Annotated in this window: 17 protein-coding genes and 1 pseudogene; 6 read left to right on the forward strand and 12 right to left on the reverse strand. The window is 44.7% G+C overall.

What is annotated here, in order from left to right:
* Window positions 1-61 precede the first annotated feature (61 nt).
* Complete coding sequence (locus NL647_RS14955; protein ID WP_253650357.1) at window positions 62-1,228, forward strand: nucleotide sugar dehydrogenase; 1,167 nt, start codon at window positions 62-64, stop codon at window positions 1,226-1,228.
* Between the two features lie 68 nt (window positions 1,229-1,296).
* The gene (locus NL647_RS14960) at window positions 1,297-2,301 is read left to right on the forward strand and encodes an NAD-dependent epimerase (RefSeq protein WP_253650358.1); all 1,005 of its coding nucleotides are present in this window, start codon (window positions 1,297-1,299) and stop codon (window positions 2,299-2,301) included.
* 29 nt (window positions 2,302-2,330) lie between these two features.
* Here NL647_RS14960 and NL647_RS14965 read toward each other — a convergent pair whose 3' ends face one another.
* The gene (locus tag NL647_RS14965; protein WP_253650359.1) at window positions 2,331-3,680 is read right to left on the reverse strand and encodes an MBL fold metallo-hydrolase RNA specificity domain-containing protein; all 1,350 of its coding nucleotides are present in this window, start codon (window positions 3,678-3,680) and stop codon (window positions 2,331-2,333) included.
* 673 nt (window positions 3,681-4,353) lie between these two features.
* Entirely contained in the window at window positions 4,354-5,124 is a 771-nt protein-coding gene (gene tpiA, locus NL647_RS14970; protein WP_005428123.1) for a triose-phosphate isomerase, read from the reverse strand.
* Window positions 5,125-5,395: 271 nt separating this feature from the next.
* On the opposite strand from tpiA, the gene NL647_RS14975 reads away from it, so the two are divergent.
* From NL647_RS14975 to NL647_RS14985, 3 genes are all read left to right on the forward strand, one after another.
* The gene (locus NL647_RS14975; RefSeq protein ID WP_020195823.1) at window positions 5,396-5,743 is read left to right on the forward strand and encodes a 5-carboxymethyl-2-hydroxymuconate Delta-isomerase; all 348 of its coding nucleotides are present in this window, start codon (window positions 5,396-5,398) and stop codon (window positions 5,741-5,743) included.
* A gap of 181 nt (window positions 5,744-5,924) precedes the next feature.
* Window positions 5,925-6,347 (forward strand): DUF805 domain-containing protein, encoded by a 423-nt coding sequence (locus NL647_RS14980; protein ID WP_005451171.1) that lies wholly within the window; start codon window positions 5,925-5,927, stop codon window positions 6,345-6,347.
* A 476-nt stretch (window positions 6,348-6,823) separates the two neighbouring features.
* Entirely contained in the window at window positions 6,824-7,087 is a 264-nt protein-coding gene (locus tag NL647_RS14985; RefSeq protein ID WP_367618295.1) for a GIY-YIG nuclease family protein, read from the forward strand.
* On the opposite strand, the gene NL647_RS14990 is transcribed toward NL647_RS14985, so the two are convergent.
* The 3 genes from NL647_RS14990 to glpX all read right to left on the reverse strand — a co-directional run bounded on the left by NL647_RS14990 (window position 7,084) and on the right by glpX (window position 10,149).
* The gene (locus NL647_RS14990; RefSeq protein WP_009698881.1) at window positions 7,084-7,428 is read right to left on the reverse strand and encodes a DUF3135 domain-containing protein; all 345 of its coding nucleotides are present in this window, start codon (window positions 7,426-7,428) and stop codon (window positions 7,084-7,086) included. The genes NL647_RS14985 and NL647_RS14990 overlap by 4 nt on opposite strands.
* A gap of 137 nt (window positions 7,429-7,565) precedes the next feature.
* Complete coding sequence (locus NL647_RS14995; protein WP_005446749.1) at window positions 7,566-8,180, reverse strand: metalloregulator ArsR/SmtB family transcription factor; 615 nt, start codon at window positions 8,178-8,180, stop codon at window positions 7,566-7,568.
* Between the two features lie 961 nt (window positions 8,181-9,141).
* On the reverse strand, window positions 9,142-10,149 hold the full coding sequence (gene glpX / locus NL647_RS15000; RefSeq protein WP_253650360.1) for a class II fructose-bisphosphatase: 1,008 nt from the start codon (window positions 10,147-10,149) through the stop codon (window positions 9,142-9,144).
* A 347-nt stretch (window positions 10,150-10,496) separates the two neighbouring features.
* Between glpX and zapB the strand changes: the two genes are divergently transcribed.
* Window positions 10,497-10,739 (forward strand): cell division protein ZapB, encoded by a 243-nt coding sequence (gene zapB, locus NL647_RS15005; protein ID WP_005450586.1) that lies wholly within the window; start codon window positions 10,497-10,499, stop codon window positions 10,737-10,739.
* A 96-nt stretch (window positions 10,740-10,835) separates the two neighbouring features.
* Here zapB and rraA read toward each other — a convergent pair whose 3' ends face one another.
* The 7 genes and pseudogenes from rraA to priA all read right to left on the reverse strand — a co-directional run bounded on the left by rraA (window position 10,836) and on the right by priA (window position 19,289).
* The gene (gene rraA, locus NL647_RS15010) at window positions 10,836-11,363 is read right to left on the reverse strand and encodes a ribonuclease E activity regulator RraA (RefSeq protein WP_005450585.1); all 528 of its coding nucleotides are present in this window, start codon (window positions 11,361-11,363) and stop codon (window positions 10,836-10,838) included.
* Between the two features lie 75 nt (window positions 11,364-11,438).
* Window positions 11,439-12,356, reverse strand: a complete 918-nt coding sequence (locus tag NL647_RS15015) for a 1,4-dihydroxy-2-naphthoate polyprenyltransferase (RefSeq protein WP_005450584.1) — start codon at window positions 12,354-12,356, stop codon at window positions 11,439-11,441.
* Between the two features lie 308 nt (window positions 12,357-12,664).
* On the reverse strand, window positions 12,665-13,996 hold the full coding sequence (gene hslU / locus NL647_RS15020; protein WP_009698879.1) for an HslU--HslV peptidase ATPase subunit: 1,332 nt from the start codon (window positions 13,994-13,996) through the stop codon (window positions 12,665-12,667).
* Window positions 13,997-14,025: 29 nt separating this feature from the next.
* Window positions 14,026-14,577 carry an ATP-dependent protease subunit HslV gene (gene hslV, locus NL647_RS15025; RefSeq protein WP_009698878.1) on the reverse strand — a complete coding sequence of 184 codons (552 nt, stop codon included), beginning with the start codon at window positions 14,575-14,577 and terminating at the stop codon, window positions 14,026-14,028.
* A 585-nt stretch (window positions 14,578-15,162) separates the two neighbouring features.
* Window positions 15,163-15,708, reverse strand: a complete 546-nt coding sequence (locus NL647_RS15030) for an SPOR domain-containing protein (protein ID WP_017817240.1) — start codon at window positions 15,706-15,708, stop codon at window positions 15,163-15,165.
* Between the two features lie 165 nt (window positions 15,709-15,873).
* Window positions 15,874-16,884 (reverse strand): annotated as a pseudogene (gene cytR / locus NL647_RS15035) (DNA-binding transcriptional regulator CytR); the annotation flags it as partial.
* 203 nt (window positions 16,885-17,087) lie between these two features.
* A complete protein-coding gene (gene priA / locus NL647_RS15040) occupies window positions 17,088-19,289 on the reverse strand; it encodes a primosomal protein N' (protein WP_253650361.1) in 2,202 nt (733 codons plus the stop codon).
* Between the last annotated feature and the right edge of the window lie 238 nt (window positions 19,290-19,527).

Genomic DNA, 19,527 nt, shown 5'->3' on the forward strand with positions numbered 1-19,527 from the left:
GTCCTCGCTCATTTTTTTGCATTTTGGTATCCTCTGCCAAAAATAAATGAAGGATTAACCCATGAAAATCGCAGTTGCTGGGACTGGCTATGTAGGGCTTTCTAACGCTATGCTGTTAGCCCAGAATCACGAGGTGATCGCTCTAGACATCATTTCTGAGAAGGTTGACTTACTTAACCAGCGCAAGTCGCCGATTGTTGATACTGAAATTGAACACTTTTTGGCGCACAAAGAGTTAAATTTTGTTGCGACTACGGATAAGGAAAAGGCTTATTTATCTGCAGATTATGTTGTGATTGCAACGCCTACTGATTATGACCCACAAACTAATTACTTTAATACATCTTCTGTTGAGGCCGTGATTAAAGATGTTATGTCAATTAACCCTGAAGCAGTTATGGTGATTAAGTCAACTGTTCCTGTTGGCTATACCGCTCGAATCAAAGAAGAGTTGGGATGTGAAAATGTCATTTTCTCCCCAGAGTTCTTACGAGAGGGCAAAGCGCTTTACGATAACCTTCACCCTTCACGTATCATTGTTGGTGAACGCAGCGAACGTGCGGAAGTATTTGCTCGCTTGCTGGTCGAGGGGGCTGTAAAAGAAGATATCCAAGTCTTATTTACAGACTCGACAGAAGCTGAGGCAGTAAAACTCTTCTCGAATACCTATCTTGCTATGCGTGTAGCATACTTTAATGAGCTGGATTCTTACGCAGAAGCTCACGGTTTAGATACTCGTCAGATCATTGAAGGTGTTGGTTTAGATCCTCGCATTGGTAATCATTACAACAACCCATCTTTCGGCTACGGCGGCTACTGCTTACCAAAGGATACCAAACAGCTTTTAGCAAACTATCAAGAAGTTCCAAACAATATTATTGGTGCTATCGTTGATGCTAACCGTACACGAAAAGACTTTATTGCAGATTCGATCATTAAACGCCAGCCCAAAGTAGTAGGCGTATATCGTTTGATCATGAAAGCTGGGTCAGACAACTTTCGTGCGTCTTCAATTCAAGGCATTATGAAGCGTATTAAAGCAAAGGGTATAGAAGTTGTCGTTTATGAACCTGTGCTTCAAGATGCTGAGTTTTTCCATTCACGTGTTGTGAAAGATCTGAATGAATTCAAAAAATGTTCGGATGTGATTGTCTCTAACCGCATGGTCGAAGAGTTAGCGGATGTAGCTGAAAAAGTTTATACACGTGATCTATTTGGTAGTGACTAACCTCACACTTGCTTAGGTTAAGCCAGTCTTATTTGACTGGCTTTTGTTTCTTTAGGAATCGGTTAATTATGAAATACTTAGTAACTGGTGCTGCTGGTTTTATTGGTAGTGCAACAGCGGAGAAGCTTAATGCTGCAGGGCATGAAGTTGTGGGTATCGATAATCTAAATGATTACTACGATGTGAATCTAAAACATGCTCGACTCGCTCGTATTGAAAATCCACTGTTCAAATTTGTAAGTGTGGATATTGCAGATCGTGGAGCGATGGAGCAGTTGTTTGCAACTGAGAAGTTTGATCGCGTTATCCATTTAGCTGCCCAAGCTGGGGTACGTTATTCACTAGAAAACCCACACGCTTATGCGGACTCAAACTTGGTTGGGCACCTAAATATTCTTGAGGGATGCCGTCAAAACAAAGTAAGCCATCTGGTATATGCATCTTCGAGCTCAGTGTATGGGCTTAATGCAAAAGTTCCTTTTGCTACTTCAGATAGTGTTGACCATCCAGTATCACTTTATGCAGCAACGAAAAAGTCTAACGAGTTAATGGCTCATAGCTATTCTCATCTGTATGACATCCCAACAACAGGATTGCGCTTTTTCACAGTGTATGGTTCTTGGGGGCGTCCGGACATGGCCCCATTTATTTTCACTAAGAAAATTCTTGATGGCGATACTATCGATATCAATAATAATGGTGATATGTGGAGAGACTTCACCCATGTAGATGATATTGTTGAAGGTGTAGTTCGTATTGCAGACGTCTTACCAACTCGAAATGAAAGCTGGACTGTAGAATCTGGAACTCCAGCAAGCAGTTCTGCTCCATATTCGGTTTATAACATTGGTCATGGCTCTCCTATCAACTTGATGGACTTCGTTAAAGCGATTGAAGATGAGCTTGGTATAGAAGCGAAGAAAAACTTCCGCGAAATGCAGCCTGGGGATGTTTATCAAACTTATGCTAATACAGAAGATCTATTTACCGCTACTGGTTACAAACCAAGAGTAACAGTTAAAGAAGGCGTTGCAGAGTTTGTTTCTTGGTATAAAGAGTTTTATAACAAGTAGTAAATAAAGGGGTGAGAGCCCCTTTATTGTCAATAAACCACCTCAATTCCCTCAGCTTCCAACTTCTCTCCTAACTCTTTTTTCGCTTCTTTCTCTCCATGTATCAAATGCACGGCTTTTGGTTGTGTTGGAATACCAGTAACAAACTTCAATAAATCGCTTTGGTCTGCATGTGCAGAATATCCAGAGATGGTATGGATCTGTGCGTTGGCTTCGATTGGTTGGTTATCGATATCCACCGTGTGGCTGCCTGATTGGATTTCTCGACCTAAGGTTCCTTGCGCTTGATAGCCCGCAAACAGCACATCATTTCTTTCGTCAGGTAAGAGTGCTTTTAAGTAATTGACGATTCTTCCTCCTTCGCACATACCGGATGCCGCGACGACAATTGCAGGCTCATCGGTGGAGGCTAGTCGATTCACTAATGCTTGATGTTCTCGATGGTTTTCTACAGTAATGCATTGTTCAAAAGCGAGGGGATGACGATGGTTGTTGAGCTTTTGCTTTGCTTCTTTTCCCCACAGTTTTTTGAAACGGCGATAGGTCTTCGTGACTCTTTTCGCAAGTGGTGAGTCTAGGATAATTGGCAAAGAAGACGACAAGTCGCGTTGGTGAATCAGCTGTTCAATATCGAATAACAGTTCCTGTGTACGTCCTACGCTGAAAGCTGGGATCAGAATTACACCACCGTCTTGCAGTGCGTGATCGATAATGGTGTTCAAGCGCTCAGTTCGAGTGGCAATGTCTTCATGCTCTTTGTTGCCGTATGTGGACTCGATGAACAAATAGTCGGCACGCTTTGGCGGCTTCGGATCGGGTAAGAGCGGGGTATTGGACGGACCTAGATCGCCGGAAAACACGATGATTTCATGATTGGGGAGTTTGAATTCCACGTAAGCGGAGCCAAGAATGTGCCCTGCTGGTTGAAAGCGCAGGTAACATTGTTTGCAAAGTGGCAGCCATTGTTGGTAGTCATGGGGTCTTAGCTGTTTTTTAATAACGTTGAGGACTTGTTGACGCTGGTGGTAGTTCAAACCCAGTTGCAGCTTTAATCCATCTTCTAACATGAGCGGTACTAGTTCGGCTGTTGCTTTGGTGCAGTAAATAGGACCTTTAAATCCAGCAGCCAGTAACCAAGGTAGGCGTCCAATATGGTCGATATGAGCATGAGTCAGGACTAATGCTTTGATGTGTTTAACCGGAAATTCAATATCCAGTGATGCCTTGCGATTACCAAAATGGATGTCTTTGCCTTGGAAGAGTCCACAATCGATCAAGATGCTGCCGTGTGGCAGTTTCAATTCATGACAAGAGCCAGTGACGGTATGTTTTCCACCATGGTGAATCACACTGGCGATGTCTGATATTGGTGTTGTCATGTCGATTGCTCCTCCTTGAACAAGTATCAGTAACTATAAATCCAGTGTGCAGGGTAAGTGAATAGAGTTCGTTGGTTGGATGGAATTAAGTAGGAATAACTGGAAGTGCGATTAGGTTCTTTGTTTTGATGTAAGGCGTTTTTCGTTACTTAACTTTGGGTTTGACACATGCGGTTAGTTGATTCCTGATGTCGCTTAGGCTCCTCGGAATGACGGGATTCTTATAGGTTATGTCTGTTGTTTTGTTGGTTTGATATGGGTGCGTGCGGTTAGTAGATTCCTGATGTCGCTTAGGCTCCTCGGAATGACCGGATTTTTATAGGTTATGTCTGTTGTTTTGCTGGTTTGATTTGGGTGCGTGCGGTTAGTAGATTCCTGATGTCGCTTAGGCTCCTCGGAATGACGGGATTCTCATAGGTTATGTCTGTTGTTTTGTTGGTTTGATTTGGGTGCGTGCGGTTAGTAGATTCCTGATGTCGCTTAAGCTCCTCGGAATGACGGGAGTCTTATAGGTTATGTCTGTTGTTTTGCTGGTTTGATTTGGGGGTGTGCGGTTAGTAGATTCCTGATGTCGCTTAGGCTCCTCGGAATGACAGAACTCATTAGATCGTAAGTAAACAAAAAGGGATGCGTGATGCATCCCTTTGTTATTACTGCTTAATAAAAAGCGAAATTAAGCTTTAGCTGCTGCCGCTGCTTTAGCGATAGCTACGAAGCTCTTAGCGTCTAGAGAAGCGCCACCAACTAGAGCACCGTCGATGTCTGGTTGTGAGAAGTAAGCTTCAGCGTTTTCTGGCTTAACAGAACCGCCGTATTGGATGATTACTTGTGCTGCAACTGCTTCGTCTTTCGCTGCGATTAGTGCGCGGATAGAAGCGTGGATGCGTTGTGCATCTTCAGCTGTTGCTGCTTTACCAGTACCGATAGCCCAGATTGGTTCGTAAGCGATGATTGCGCCGTTTAGAGCTTCAACACCGTAAGTGTCGATAACTGCGTTGATTTGACGTGCACATACTGCTTCAGTTTCGCCAGCTTCGTTTTGAGCTTCAGATTCACCGATACAGAAAACAGGCGTTAGACCGTTTTCTTTTAGGAAGTTGAATTTCTTAGCGATGAACTCGTCAGATTCGTTGTGGTATTCACGACGCTCTGAGTGACCGATGATGATGTGAGAAGCACCGAAGTCTTTCAGCATTTCTGGAGACATGTCGCCAGTGAAAGCACCGCTGTTGTTTAGGTCAGTGTTTTGTGCACCTAGGATAACTTTGTTACCGCCTTCAGCGATTACGCGCTCAGCTAGATCGATGTAAAGAGCTGGTGGAGCTACTGCTACGTCAACACCTTCAACGCCTTCAAGTTCAGCGTTAATACCAGTTAGCAGCTCAGTTACCATTGCTTTGCTACCGTTTAGTTTCCAGTTACCCATCACTACAGGACGACGCATAGGAATATCTCCCTTATCTTTAATGTAAATAGTCTATTAATGTAAAAAATCTACGTAGGAATATAACAGAATAATGTGAACAGATCATGATTGGCGTCATGTCTTATTCGGCTTTCTTCATCTGGTCGGTGCTGCATTAGTTCTGTTATTTTTGTCAAAAGCAATCGATTGGTGATCGCGTAGACAGAATGATAGTCCATTCCTCGGAAAATGCGCCTTAGATTGGTATTACTGTGGGTTAAAAGTTCGCCGTAATAAGAAAGGAATCAAAATGCCAAACTTAGTTTTAGAATATTCCAACTCAGTCGATGAGCGTGTAAATGTCCAGGGATTACTAGAAGATCTACACAAAGTCACCTTGGAGAGTGGTTTGTTCGAGCTTGCGTCCGTCAAATCACGTGCGCTTCGTTGCCACAATTGGTTGGTGGGAGAAGAGGGTGATAGTGTTGATTTTATTCACATCAACTTTGATTTGCTGGCAGGAAGAAATGCAGAACAAAAACGCGAGTTATCAAGAGCACTGATGGTTGTGCTACAGGAACAAGCGAGTCATGTTCGTAGCTTAACGGTGAATGTGCGCGATATGGATATTGATTGCTTCCAGAAAGTAGTGAACTAGCTCTATTGCTCGGGTTAAAGCCCAAACTGCCTCATTTAGACATTTAGAGTCGACAAGCTGAAGGCTCTAAATGTGCAGACCTACAGTTTGAAATCTGGTGATGTTTTCCTTTGGGGGATGAACTTTTCAAACCATGCTGACTCGGCTAATCTATAGCCTTTCAAAATTAGGGTAAAAGTCGATGTCGATTAAAGAGTTATTGTTTTCTTTCCAAGGGCGTATAGGTCGTAAAACTTACTGGATGTGGAACATCATCTACTACATCCTAATCTTAGGTTTTGGTGCGGGCATCAGTAAGTTGTTCCCTGCATTTTCTTATATTCTTCTGCCTATCTTCTTATTGATTCTTCTGATCCCAGATTTGGCGATAACCACTAAGCGTTGGCATGACCGTAATAAGTCGATTTACTGGCTAGCGTTGAACATTCCATTGATCATTGGTCGAGTTGCCACGCCAATGACTAACCCTGCTGCGCAGGACCCATCTACACCGCAAATGCTGATTGCTTCGGTCTCTCTGCTATGTGGTCTATGGATTCTTATCGAGTGTGGTTTCTTGAAAGGTTCTGCCGGTCAGAACAAATACGGTCCTGAGCCGGAGTAAGGTCTTTAGGTATCGAATTTGCTGGCAGTAGATTCTTAGTCTCGCTAGTGCTCGCTAGAATGACGGATTCCTTTTATTTAAGAGTGACTTAAAGTAACTATGAGAGGGTGTTCTTTCTAAGGTCTCGTACTTGCTGTAAGTAGATTCTTAGTCTCGCTGAGGCTCGCTAGAATGACGGATTCCTTTTATTTAAGAGTGACTTAAAGTAACTACGAGAGGGTGTTCTTTCTAAGTCCTTGTACTTGCTGAAAGTAGATTCTTAGTCTCGCTGAAGCTCGCTAGAATGACGGATTTCTGTTACTTAATAGCAAGTTAAATTAACTGTCATTCTGAACAGCGAGGGACGAGCGTGATTCAGAATCTACTCACCGAGTGCTCCGAGTTTGCAGTAAACGACCGAGCTAGTGAATTACAATGGAAAAGCAACCACAGATCATTAAGGAGAATGAACCATCGACAAGATACCTTGCGTTTACATCCTAACTTCAAAAAATAACTCAGTTCTCTGCATTGGTGTTACCAGCCAACTAGCCCAAAGAATATGGCAGCATAAAAACGGAATCGTTGAGGGTTTTACCAAGAAATATCATGTTCACAAGCTCGTTTACTTTGAGCTGTTTGAAGATATGGCAACTGCCATAAACCGAGAAAAGCAGTTGAAACAATGGAAGCGAGAGTGGAAGTTAGATTTAGTGAGAAAAACGAATCCTGACTTTCTCGATTTATCCAACGAGTTTTAGTAAAAATCATCCCTATCTTTAAACGTTTTCAACTCAACCACATCGGCTTTTTTAGTTGGGGCGGTTTCCCCTTGTAATGCCTCTCTGAATTTCACGACCTGTTTCTGCAATTCATTCATTAATACGACATTTGTGTGGTTGGGATTTTTGCAGTTATGAATGACTCTATCTATGTGACTTTGCTGTGCCCACAGTCGAGGTTGCATCTGCTCTGAAGCACCTTCAATCATCTCTTTCGCCATATCATGACGAAATTGCTCAAAGGCTTCGGGGTCGCGTTCTGCCATTTTTACCATTTCATCGAATGAGGGCAAAACTTGAGGTGTGTAGCTGTTCGGCATAGCCGCTCCAAATCCATTGGATGTTGCTCCTAGTTACTAAAAGCTTAATCCACATAGAGGATGAGAGCGGATGAATTGCGTCATAGTCTCATTTATAAGAGAGTATGTTCATAATAACGGTTGGTTTGATCGAAGATTTATTGTTGGATTCGGTACACGCAGCGACGTTGACCACTGATGATGTGCTCATCTCGTTCGATTTTGGTTTCGCTACCTAAAAGTGATTGGAAGACATTGAGTTCAGATTGGCACAAACTTGGGCAGCGAGTGGCTGCTTTGCAAATAGGGCAGTGGTTTTCGATGAGAATAAACCCATGTTCATCTTTCTCTAGTTCTGCCATGTAGCCTTCTTGCTCACGCAGAGTAACAAGTGTCTGTAACTTGCTTTCCAGAGAGTCGCACTGCTCAAGGTGTTGCTGGTAGTTTTGTAGGGTGAGTTTCTCGCGCTCAGATGTGACTTTCTCCAATCCGTCTTTACCGAAGATGTGCTCTACCGCTTCAATAAACTGAATGGTCAGTTCGCCGTGGCGATCAGCAAATTGCTCATGACCTTTTTGTGTAAGGGACCAATGACGGGTTGGGCGCCCAACTTTGACCTTTACATCATGAATCGACAGGATGCCGTCATCTTCTAAACCTTGTAGATGCTGACGCGCACCCATGGTTGTCATTCCCAGTTCAGAAGAGAGTTGTTTCGCAGTGACAGAGCCATCACGCTTAACGATTTGCAAAATCCTATCTACGGTCTTCATATACCCACCATCTATACATCAGTACATATTATGCTCGATAGGGTTAGTAAAGAAAAGTGTTGACTTAATTTGTGTGTGGATTTGTTGGGTATATGTCGTCATTCTAAACAACAAGGAACAAGTGTGATTCAGAATCTATTATCCGTTTGTGCTGTGATTTAAGGTGAATGAAGAAGAGTTTGGGGGCGCTGTTACTAGCTCCTTAGTCTCGCTTGAGCTCGCTAGGATGACGAACTCTTTTGGTTTATGGCTTGTTTAAGTAATCGTCATTCTGAACACCGAGGAACGAGTGTGATTCAGAATCTATTGTCCGTTTGTGCTGTGATTTAAGGTGAATGAGGAAGAGTTTGGGGGGCACTGTTACTAGCTCCTTAGTCTCGCTTGAGCTCGCTAGGATGACGAACTCTTTGGGTTTATAGCTTGTTAAAGTAATCGTCATTCTGAACATCGAGGAACGAGCGTGATGCAGAATCTATTGTCCGTTTGTGCTGTGATTTAAGGTGAATGAAGAAGAGTTTGGGGGCGCTGTTACTAGATCCTTAATCTCGCTTGGACTCGCTAGGATGACGAACTCTTTTGGTTTATAGCTTGTTAAAGTAATTGTCATTCTGAACATCGAGGAACGAGCGTGATGCAGAATCTATTATCCGTTTGTGCTGTGATTTAAGGTGAATGAAGAAGAGTTTGGGGGCGCTGTTACTAGATCCTTAGTCTCGCTTGAGCTCGCTAGGATGACGAACTCTTTTGGTTTATAGCTTGTTAAAGTAATCGTCATTCTGAACACCGAGGAACGAGTGTGATTCAGAATCTATTATCTTTTGTTTCTGTGGTCTGGAAGAGGAATAAAGCTTAAGAGCTTGCTGGAATTAGATTCTCAGTCTCGCGATTAAAAACGAAGTTTAAATGACTTACCAGAAAAGAAAGGCTCCAACTCAGAGTGAGTGGGAGCCTCGAATACTGCTTAAAGAATGATATCGCGCACTTCAGGGTCTTTACGCTCTAGGTAGTGCGTAGACTTGATGCGACGAATAGTACGACAGCGACCGCGAATCAATAGGGTTTCTGTTGTTGCGATGTTACCTTGACGAGAGATACCTTCCAGTAGGTCACCCTTGGTAATACCCGTTGCAGAGAATACTACGTTGTCGCTGCGTGCCATGTCTTCCATCTTTAGAACCACGTTCGCTTGAACGCCCATCTCTTCACAGCGTTGAAGTTCAGCAGCGCCGTAGATGCGGTTTTCTTCAGTATCGCCTTTTACTTCGTGACGAGGAAGAAGACGACCATGCATGTCACCGTCTAGTGCGCGAATCACTGCTGCCGATACAACGCCTTCTGGAGCGCCGCCGATGCAATACATCACGTCTACTTCGCTATCTGGCATACAAGTTAGGATTGAAGCGGCTACGTCACCGTCTGGCACTGCGAACACACGAACGCCCATCGCTTGCATCTCTGCGATCACTTCATCGTGACGTGGCTTAGCAAGCGTAATCACAACAAGTGTATCAAGAGTCTTGTTCAGTGCTTTAGCAACGTTTTCTAGGTTTTCTTTTAGAGGTTTACCTAAGTCGATAACGCCTTTTGCACCAGGACCAACAACCAATTTTTCCATGTACATGTCCGGCGCTTTAAGGAAGCTGCCTTTCTCACCGGCTGCTAGCACTGCTAATGCGTTAGATTGACCCATTGCTGTCATGCGTGTGCCTTCAATCGGGTCAACGGCGATATCTACTTCATCGCCACCGATGCCCACTTGCTCACCAATGTATAGCATTGGCGCATCATCGATTTCGCCTTCACCAATAACGATTTCACCATTGATGTCTGTTTTGTTCAGCAAGGTGCGCATAACTTCAACAGCAGCACCGTCCGCTGCGTTTTTGTCGCCACGACCAAGCCATTTATAGCCAGCCAGAGCGGCACCTTCAGTAACACGGGAAAATGCCATCGCTAAATCGCGTTTCATGATGTCTCCAAGTAACAAGAGGGAAGAAGAATTTGCGCGGCGATTCTATCACATCGTAAGTTAAACGTTTGCCTTTTTGCTGAGCTTTTACTTTAACTAAGTTGAATTTGATCAATACTTGGGTGAGTTTTTGGCGTTGAGAGAGCAAATTGCATTGTTCAAAAATGCCTCTAGGATAAGAAAAGTCAGCGTTTAGTGAGATTGCGCTGATTTTTTAACCGAATGATGCGAAATATCGAATATAGTGAGTGTTTCTCGTCGCTACGCTGAGTAGAATGAACCTTATCGGTAAGATGCAAGCGAACGCTCGCGCATCGTCCCAACGGAATAACAATAGGTAGGCCAAGATGTCTTTTGAAGTACTAGAACAACTAGAAGCGAAAATTCAAACTGCAGTTGACACAATCACTCTTCTTCAGATGGAAGTCGAAGAGCTGAAAGAAGATAAAGTAAAACTTGAAACAGAAGCTAACGAGCTTCGTTCTCAACGTGAAGAGCTAGAGCAAAAATCTCAGCAAGCTCAACAAGAGCACGCACAATGGCAAGAGCGCATTCGTGCACTACTTGGCAAGATGGACGAAGTGGAATAATCCACTTAAGTATCCAGAATCAAAAACACCCGCTTCGGCGGGTGTTTGCGTATTTGGCGATGTTTTTTAGCGATGCGGCTAGTTGCTAATAAAAGATTAATTTAACTCTGCTTCATCTTCGTCTTCTTCATCGAGCTCTAAGTCTACATTGAGTGGCTCAGGTGAAAGAATGATGCCTGTGCTATCGGCATAGATGTAATCTTCAGGTAGGAAGCTAACACCACCAAAGTTCACTGGTACGTCGATTTCCCCAATGCCTTGATTTGCTGCCCCAACAGGAATTGAAGCGAGAGCCTGAATGCCAAGGTTCATGTCTTCCAGTTCGTCCACTTCGCGAACACAACCATAAACCACAATCCCTTCCCATTCGTTTTCTTCTGCTAGTGTTGCGATTTCTGCATCGATTAAGGCTCTGCGCAAGGAACCGCCACCATCAATCAGCAATACTCGCCCGATACCATCTTGTTCTAACGTTTCACGGATCAGTGCGTTGTCTTCAAAACACTTAATCGTCGTCACTTGCCCGGCAAACGACGCTCGACCGCCAAAGTTACTGAACATCGGTTCAACTACATCTACCTGATCAAGATAGATATCACAGAGTGCTGAGGTATTGTATTCCATAGCGTACCTTTCTAAACAGAAACTGTTGTCTTTGAGTATATCTAGGCATTAAGTCAATGCAATGACAATCCTTTTTTAACTCATCAGAGTTTGAGCTACCACAATTGTTGCAAATAAAACGTTAGTCACCAGTGAGCACTTCACGACAACTGGCATCATAGGTGCAATTTGTGCTGGTTTCTCAGTATCCCAAACGGCTTTCCCGTGGTGGGCTACTACGTAGATGCTGAGCAAGAAGGGTAAGCTGATCCATACTGGCTTGTCTTGAATGAGCAGGTAAGCGGCAAAAGCCAGTAGCGCACCACCAAGCAAAATAAAGTGATACTGCTTAGCTTTACGTTGCCCTAGTCGAACTGCCATGGTGCGTTTGCCACATTCGCTGTCATTTTCGATATCACGCATATTATTGATGTTCAGTACTGCTACCGCCAATAAACCACAGCCTAGCGCTGGTAAGAATAACGTCGCATCAACATGACCCGTGTGCAGGAAGTAAGTGCCAGATACACCAAGTAAGCCAAAGAAAAGGAATACTGACAAGTCACCTAGACCAACATAGCCGTAAGGTTTACTGCCCATGGTGTACGCAATCGCCGCAAGGATGGCAAGAATGCCTAAGCCAATAAAGGTAATGATGCTTTCAAACGAGCTCAGCGCGTAAAACACCAATGTCAGACCGGCAATGGCAGTCAGAATGATGTTGAAGATGATCGCTTTTTTCATTTGATCCGCTGTGACTGCGCCAGACTGCATCGCCCGCTGAGGACCTAAGCGATTGTCGTTATCTGTGCCTTTCACTGCGTCGCCATAATCGTTCGCAAGGTTAGACAGAATCTGCAGCAGTGTTGCTGTGACAAATGCCATCACTGCGATGGTCAGCGAGAAGTGACCAGCAGAGTATGCAAGTACGCTACCAGTTAAAATAGACACCAGTGCGAGAGGTAAAGTTTTTGGGCGAGCGGCTTCAAGCCAGATCTGCAATGATTGTTTCATGGATATTTCGTGCTAGTAACCAATGTGCCCAGTATAAGCACAAAGCGCTCGATGCGCTATTGACTTGAAACAACTCAATTAAGACTCAAGGACTTATAGAGAAGGAACACAGTTTCCATATTTGAGGCAATAAAACAGTGCTCTTTCATGAAGAGAAGAGGGCGATGCACGCGATGATTAGAACCATAGCCACGCCTGAGTTTGCTAGGATGATGAACTCTTTTGGTCTAGAGCTTGTTAAAGCTACCATCATTCTAAACGAAAAAGCCCAGAAACAAGGTTCTGGGCTTTGGCATGATAGATTACAATTAAAGAATAAAGCGACTTAGATCTTCATCTTCAATCGTATCGCCTAGACGATCTTTCACGTAAGCCGCGTTAATCACGAACTTCGCACCTGATTGCTCTGCTGCGTCGTAAGAAATCTCATCCATCAAACGCTCCATCACAGTATGCAGACGACGTGCACCGATGTTTTCAGTGGTTTCGTTTACTGTCCATGCTGCTTCTGCGATTTGCGTGATGCCATCTTCTGTGAATTCTACATCCACGTTTTCAGTTTTCATCAGCGCAACGTACTGTTCTGTCAGAGACGCTTTTGGCTCAGTTAGGATACGTTTGAAATCGTTGCTGGTCAGTGCTTCAAGCTCAACGCGAATTGGTAGACGACCTTGCAATTCTGGGATCAGGTCAGAAGGTTTCGCTACTTGGAATGCGCCAGAAGCGACGAATAGGATGTGGTCTGTTTTCACCATACCGTGCTTCGTTGATACCGTGCTACCTTCAATAAGAGGTAATAGGTCACGCTGAACACCTTCGCGAGAAACGTCAGGGCCAGAGCTTTCACCGCGCTTACAAATCTTATCGATCTCATCGATGAATACGATGCCGTTGTTCTCTACGTTGAAGATGGCAGACTCTTTCAGCTCTTCTTGGTTCACCAGTTTCGCTGCTTCTTCTTCCGCCAATGCTTTCATCGCGTCTTTGATTTTCAGCTTGCGTTTTTTCTTGGTGTCGCCAGCGAGGTTTTGGAACATACCTTGTAGCTGGTTGGTCATTTCTTCCATACCAGGAGGCGCCATGATCTCGACACCCATTTGCGGTGCAGCTACATCGATTTCGATTTCTTTGTCGTCTAGCTGACCTTCGCGCAGTTTCTTGCGGAAGACTTGGCGAGTGTTCGATGTATCTTCTTTCTGCTCTGTTTGACCCCAAGCATCACGTGCTGGTGGCAGTAGGGCATCAAGAATACGCTCTTCGGCTTGCTCTTCAGCGCGGAATTTTACTTTTTCCATCGCTTGTTGGTGAGTCATCTTCACAGCAACATCGGTCAGATCGCGGATGATGGTTTCCACTTCTTTACCTACATAGCCCACTTCGGTGAACTTTGTTGCTTCGACTTTGATGAAAGGTGCGTTTGCTAGCTTAGCAAGACGACGAGCGATCTCTGTCTTACCAACACCAGTTGGACCAATCATAAGGATATTTTTTGGCGTTACTTCGACACGCAAGCTTTCTTCAAGCTGCATACGACGCCAGCGGTTACGTAGTGCAATCGCAACCGAACGTTTTGCTTTGTCTTGACCAATAATGTGGCGGTTCAGTTCATGAACGATTTCGCGAGGAGTCATTTCAGACATATTCTTTCCTTACTTCGTTACGATTACGCTTAAGCCGTTGGCTTAGGAAGCTCTGCTGTAGATTCTAGCTCTTCTACAGTGTGATGATGGTTGGTGAATACACAGATGTCGCCAGCAATGTTCAGTGCTTTTTCTGCGATTTCTCGCGCGTCTAGATCTGTGTTTTCTAATAATGCGGTTGCTGCTGCTTGCGCGTATGCGCCGCCAGAGCCAATGGCGATAAGATCGTTTTCTGGCTGAACGACATCACCGTTACCAGTGATGATCAGTGAAGCAGTTTCATCCGCAACGGCCAGTAGTGCTTCTAGTTTGCGAAGTGCGCGGTCGCTACGCCAATCTTTTGCTAACTCAACGGCAGCCTTAGTAAGGTGACCTTGGTGCATTTGCAGCTTGCTTTCAAAGCGCTCGAATAGGGTAAAGGCATCCGCAGTACCGCCAGCAAAACCAGCAAGAACTTGGTTGTTGTATAGGCGGCGAACTTTACGTGCGTTGCCTTTCATTACGGTATTGCCTAGCGACACTTGGCCATCACCCGCGATGACGACTTTATTGTTTCGACGTACAGATACAATGGTAGTCACAGTCGACCTCTTAATTATTTCTCTTTGGATTTAATTAAGTATATGGGGTAAGGGATTCGGGGATTCAAGGGGAAGGTGTTTTTCGATTGCAGACATTACGTTTTGTCATTTTGAACAAGGAAGAGAGCAGGGTGTTTGGCGAGGGTGCTGGTTTATACGAACGAGTTGGGTATATACCCTATATAGTGAAACTGAACTGGATTTGTGGTGATGAATGATCTTGAGTCATTCCCTAGCGTGAGAATGAGCAGCACTCTCCAATAAAAGAAAAGACCAACCGATCACTCGGTTGGTCTCTGCATTAATGTATACCCAAGTAACCTCGAGATGCTTGCTTCAGCGAGAATGACTTGGTTCGTAGACGCGGCGGCGATTTGAAGATCTAGTTACTCTAAATCAATAATCGACAACAAAGTATACGAGCCAAGACAACTCGCCCTTCGGGAGCGTGTCATTAATTCGATCTCTGTGTCAAACAACTTGGAAAGAGCAGGCTATTTCGCTGCGTTGTTTTCCTTGATCTCGAATCAATGACAACGCTCTGAATCCTGCATCTTGAAGTCACTTGGGTATATCGAATAAGAATTAAAGATTCTCTTTCCAAATTGCACACGGCTCGATCTTCGCGCGTTGCAACTTGTGGCGATCTTTCTCTGCGTCTCGTTTGAACTTGTATGGACCAAGAACAACACGGTACCAAGAGCTTCCGTCTTTCTTAATGACACGGCTCGTAATACCTTGGAAAGCAATCGCTAGCTTACGTTCTTCAGCTTGGCTCTGTTTTTTGTAAGCGCCACATTGCATCACATAAGGGACTTTTGATACTTCAACTTCTTTGGCAACGACTTCCACTTCACGCTTCGGTAGAGATTCCACGTATTCCCACTTTTCTTCTGGTGGGGGCGGTAACTCTTTCTTCGGCTTTGGTTTGCTGGTGGTCACTGGTTCCTGTTTCGCAACGGGTTGTTCCGGTTCAGGGTCATTACTGAGTAGATATAAGCCGTAGCCAAAACCGCCCACAAGCAGAATTGCTAGTAGACCACTACGCCAAGGTTTCTTTCTGGAAGGTTGTTTTTTTGTCGACTTCTTCGGAGCGCCGCGTCCGCGTCTTACATAATCTCTATTTGCCACGGTTACTTCTGGTCATCAAGGATTCTGGCAAATATGTTAATCCAGAACGCGACGAGAAAACACCCTATTCACGTAATCTTGTTAGCTACGTACAGGATAGGCGTAAAAAAACGACGCTAGATGCGTCGCTTTCGTTTCTATTTATGTTGTGGATTCGCTTACTGATTAGCGTAAAGGTGGTGGCGCTGCACTACCACGCACAACTAATTTAGTTTCAAGCAAGCGAGAGCCTGAGTGCACGTCGTGACCTTTCAGTAGCTCTAGCATCATTAGCATTGCTTGGCGACCAATCTCATAACGTGGTTGAGAGATGGTGGTTAACGGTGGATCGCAGTATTGCGCGAATTGAATATCATCAAAGCCGACAACCGATAAATCCTGCGGAATACGCAGACCAAGACGTTTCGCTTCTTGGATAGCACCAATCGCCATGGTGTCGCAGTGACAGAATAGAGCGGTTGGTGGTTCAGGCAATTCGAGAAGTTTGCGTACGGCTTGAACGCCACCTTCGAAAGAGAAGTCAGCCACAATGCTGTATTGCTCTTCTTTACTAATACCAGCACGGCGAAGTGCTTGTTGGTAACCTTGTTGGCGGAACTGGCACAGCACCGCAGTATCTGGACCGGAGATCTGAGCAATACGCTTGTGACCAAGTTGCGTCAGGTAGTTCACGGCTTCAAATGCAGAGGTCAAGTTATCGATATGCACCGTTGGTAGTTCCAGCTCAGGAGCGAATTCGCACGCCATGACCATTGGTGGTAGGTTTTTCTGCTCTGGCTTGCTGACATCGAATGGTAAGTCGGTGCCCAGTAGTAACATGCCATCAGCTTGCTTGGTGAATACTAAGTTTACGAATGAGCTTTCGCGCTTTTTCTGCTGACCGCTATCGCCAAGAAGAACTAGGTAACCGTGTTCCATTGCTGCATCTTCGATACCGCGAATTATTTCAGAGAAATACGGATCGCATATGTCCGGTACGATAGTGACAATGGTCTTTGATTCATTTCTACGTAAATTACGAGCTAATGAATTCGGTGAATAACCAGCTTCAAGTACGGCATCTTCCACTCTCTTTCTTGTTGATGAAGAGACTTTTTCTGGATTCATTAATGCTCGCGATACCGTAGCAGTAGATACCCCTGCAAGCTGGGCAACATCCTTCATTGTCGCCATAGTTTTTACCCTCTTAAAATATTCGCCAAGATGACGTGAGTCATTGTTCTAATTGAAGCCTATGTGACTGATCCACTTTAGACTTTACTAATTTGAATAGTCTATTCATTTCTAAAGGGAAAGTTACGGTCTGTTTAACAAAAATTGCAATCCTAATGTGATTTGACTCACATTAGAAGGTAATTCATTACATAGTTAAACGTTTGCTAGCTGAGATCCTGTGGTTCTATGTCTAAATTCCAGCGAACTTTCTTGGCATTTGGCAACAACTCAATAGCAGGTTTTGCACTGGTTAATAACTTTTGCATCAATGAGCGATGCTGAGTTTGCAGTAACAACTGCCAACGATATTTCCCAGCACGCTTAGCTAATGGTGATGGAGTCGGACCCAAAACCATGCAGGAACCATCAAATAATGGGTGTGACTCAAGAGTGAAGCGAACCTGACGCAAAAAGTCTTCGACCAACTCGCTTTGGTTGGCTTCCGCTTTAAATAGGGTTAAGAAGCTGTAAGGTGGAAGCTGAGCCAACTTACGTTCCTCTAGTGCTGTCATGGCAAAGTCACGATAGTCTTTCTGTAATAGAGACTGAAGTAAGCTGTGCTCAGGGTGGTGAGTCTGTAAAATCACTTCGCCAGGTTTGCTTGCACGACCAGCACGCCCCGCAACTTGAATGAACAATTGCGCCAGCCTTTCCGAAGCCCGAAAGTCACTACTATATAGAGAGCCGTCCACGTCCAGCAGTGCCACGAGCGTCACGTTCGGGAAGTGGTGACCTTTCGCCAGCATTTGCGTACCGATCAGGATTTGATATTCGCCTTTACGAATCGATTCGAGAGCATCTTCCAAGCTGCCTTTACGGCGAGTGCTGTCTCTATCAATACGAATCGCTTTGTATTCAGGAAAGAGCTTAGCAAGTTGAAGCTCCAGTTGCTCTGTCCCAACTCCAACGGTGACTAGTTGAGTGGAGCCACAACCTTGGCATTGATGAATCACGGGTTGTTGAGAGCCACAGTGGTGGCATCGGATCTCATTGCTGTACTGGTGGAAGGTATAGTAGGCATCGCAGCGCTTACACTCTGCTGTCCAGCCACACTCATGACACATCAACGCAGGAGAAAAACCACGGCGGTTTAGGAACAGCATGACTTGGTTGCCAGAATCGAGGTGCTTACGCATTTCAGCGATCAGAGGGGCAGATAAGCCACTGTCTAGGTAAAGCCCTTTAACATCCAGTACTTTATTCGTTGTTGGTACCGCAGAGCCTGCGCGTTGGGTGAGCGTTAAGTGGTGATACTTACCAGAAAGTGCGTTGTGCAGTGTTTCTAAAGCAGGTGTCGCAGAACCAAGTACGATGGGTACTTGTTCTTTATGTGCTCGCATTACAGCGACATCGCGAGCGTGGTAGCGCAGGCTGTCTTGCTGTTTGTATGAAGAGTCATGCTCCTCATCGACAATAATAATGCCAAGGTCAGCAAAAGGGGTAAGCAGAGCAGAGCGTGTTCCGATAATGATGCCAGCTGCTTTGTCTCGCGCTGAAAGCCAAGCATTGAGTCGCTCAGTATCATTCAAACCAGAATGAATCACGTCCACAGGAACATTGAAGCGATGCTTAAAGCGATTGATGGTTTGCGGTGTTAAGCCGATCTCGGGCACTAAAACCAACGCTTGTTTGCCTTTCTCGAGCACTGGCTTGATCAGGTTTAAGTAGACTTCGGTTTTCCCCGAACCGGTAACGCCCTCTAATAAATAGCAGGCAAATCCGGTTTGGCTATTCACACTGGCGATTGCCAGAGCTTGTTCATGGTTAAGCTTGGGCTTCTCAACTTCACGCTCAACTTGCTCTCCCCACTTGGTGATCTCTGGTCTCTTTTCAATACGTTCAATCCAGCCTTTTTCCTCTAAAGACTTGAGCACTGAAGATGGTATTTCTTGATCACTAAACTCTTGATGTGGAATGGGACCGTCAATCAACATCTGCAGAGCACGCTGCTGTTTAACCGCTCGACCAAGCCCTTGCATAAGTTTATCTTTGCCTGAAGTGGTAATTTGCCACTCGTATAAGGTTGAGAAGTCAGCAGGTTTGCCTTTTCTTAGGGCGGCAGGCATAGCGTTGTGCAAGGTGTCACCAAGAGGATACTGATAGAACTGACTACACCAAGTAAGCAAAGAATAGAGCTTCTCTGACCAAATGGGTTGGGTGTCTAATACAGCTTTAAGTGGCTTAAGTTGCTCTTTAGGAAAGTCAGAGTGATTAACCATCGCGGTGACAATTCCAACTAAAGTTTGACGCCCAAAAGGTACAGAAACTCGCCCACCAATGATCGGAAACAGATGCCCGGGAATGGCATAATCAAACTGTTTGTCGAGAGGGACTGGCAGTGCCACTCTGGCAATGGATGGACGCATAGAATCTTTACTATATAAAAGAGGGAAGAGGGCTATAGTCTATTAAAACGCACTAAGAAATTCGAGTGATCGGTATTTAATGAGGGTAGATTCCTCTCAGTACTAAAGTACTGGTGAAAAAAGTGGCGAAAAAGTTGCCAAATGTGTTGATCCTAGCTTAGTGATTCATTACTATACTGCGCCTTGAGATATGGCTTCGGCGATTGGTCGATGCGGTATCGCACTTTTATCATTAATT

Source organism: Vibrio sp. Y29_XK_CS5, assembly GCF_024181835.1.
GTDB classification, from domain to species: Bacteria; Pseudomonadota; Gammaproteobacteria; order Enterobacterales; family Vibrionaceae; genus Vibrio; species Vibrio harveyi.

Coding starts and splice junctions, on each gene's coding strand:
- tpiA (WP_005428123.1), bottom strand. CDS start 5,124: ATGCGTCGTCCTGTAGTGATGGGTAACTGGAAACTAAACGGTAGCAAA.
- rraA (WP_005450585.1), bottom strand. CDS start 11,363: ATGGAATACAATACCTCAGCACTCTGTGATATCTATCTTGATCAGGTA.
- NL647_RS14975 (WP_020195823.1), top strand. CDS start 5,396: ATGCCAAACTTAGTTTTAGAATATTCCAACTCAGTCGATGAGCGTGTA.
- NL647_RS14980 (WP_005451171.1), top strand. CDS start 5,925: ATGTCGATTAAAGAGTTATTGTTTTCTTTCCAAGGGCGTATAGGTCGT.
- zapB (WP_005450586.1), top strand. CDS start 10,497: ATGTCTTTTGAAGTACTAGAACAACTAGAAGCGAAAATTCAAACTGCA.
- NL647_RS14990 (WP_009698881.1), bottom strand. CDS start 7,428: ATGCCGAACAGCTACACACCTCAAGTTTTGCCCTCATTCGATGAAATG.
- glpX (WP_253650360.1), bottom strand. CDS start 10,149: ATGAAACGCGATTTAGCGATGGCATTTTCCCGTGTTACTGAAGGTGCC.
- NL647_RS14965 (WP_253650359.1), bottom strand. CDS start 3,680: ATGACAACACCAATATCAGACATCGCCAGTGTGATTCACCATGGTGGA.
- NL647_RS15015 (WP_005450584.1), bottom strand. CDS start 12,356: ATGAAACAATCATTGCAGATCTGGCTTGAAGCCGCTCGCCCAAAAACT.
- NL647_RS14955 (WP_253650357.1), top strand. CDS start 62: ATGAAAATCGCAGTTGCTGGGACTGGCTATGTAGGGCTTTCTAACGCT.
- NL647_RS14995 (WP_005446749.1), bottom strand. CDS start 8,180: ATGAAGACCGTAGATAGGATTTTGCAAATCGTTAAGCGTGATGGCTCT.
- priA (WP_253650361.1), bottom strand. CDS start 19,289: ATGCGTCCATCCATTGCCAGAGTGGCACTGCCAGTCCCTCTCGACAAA.
- hslU (WP_009698879.1), bottom strand. CDS start 13,996: ATGTCTGAAATGACTCCTCGCGAAATCGTTCATGAACTGAACCGCCAC.
- NL647_RS14960 (WP_253650358.1), top strand. CDS start 1,297: ATGAAATACTTAGTAACTGGTGCTGCTGGTTTTATTGGTAGTGCAACA.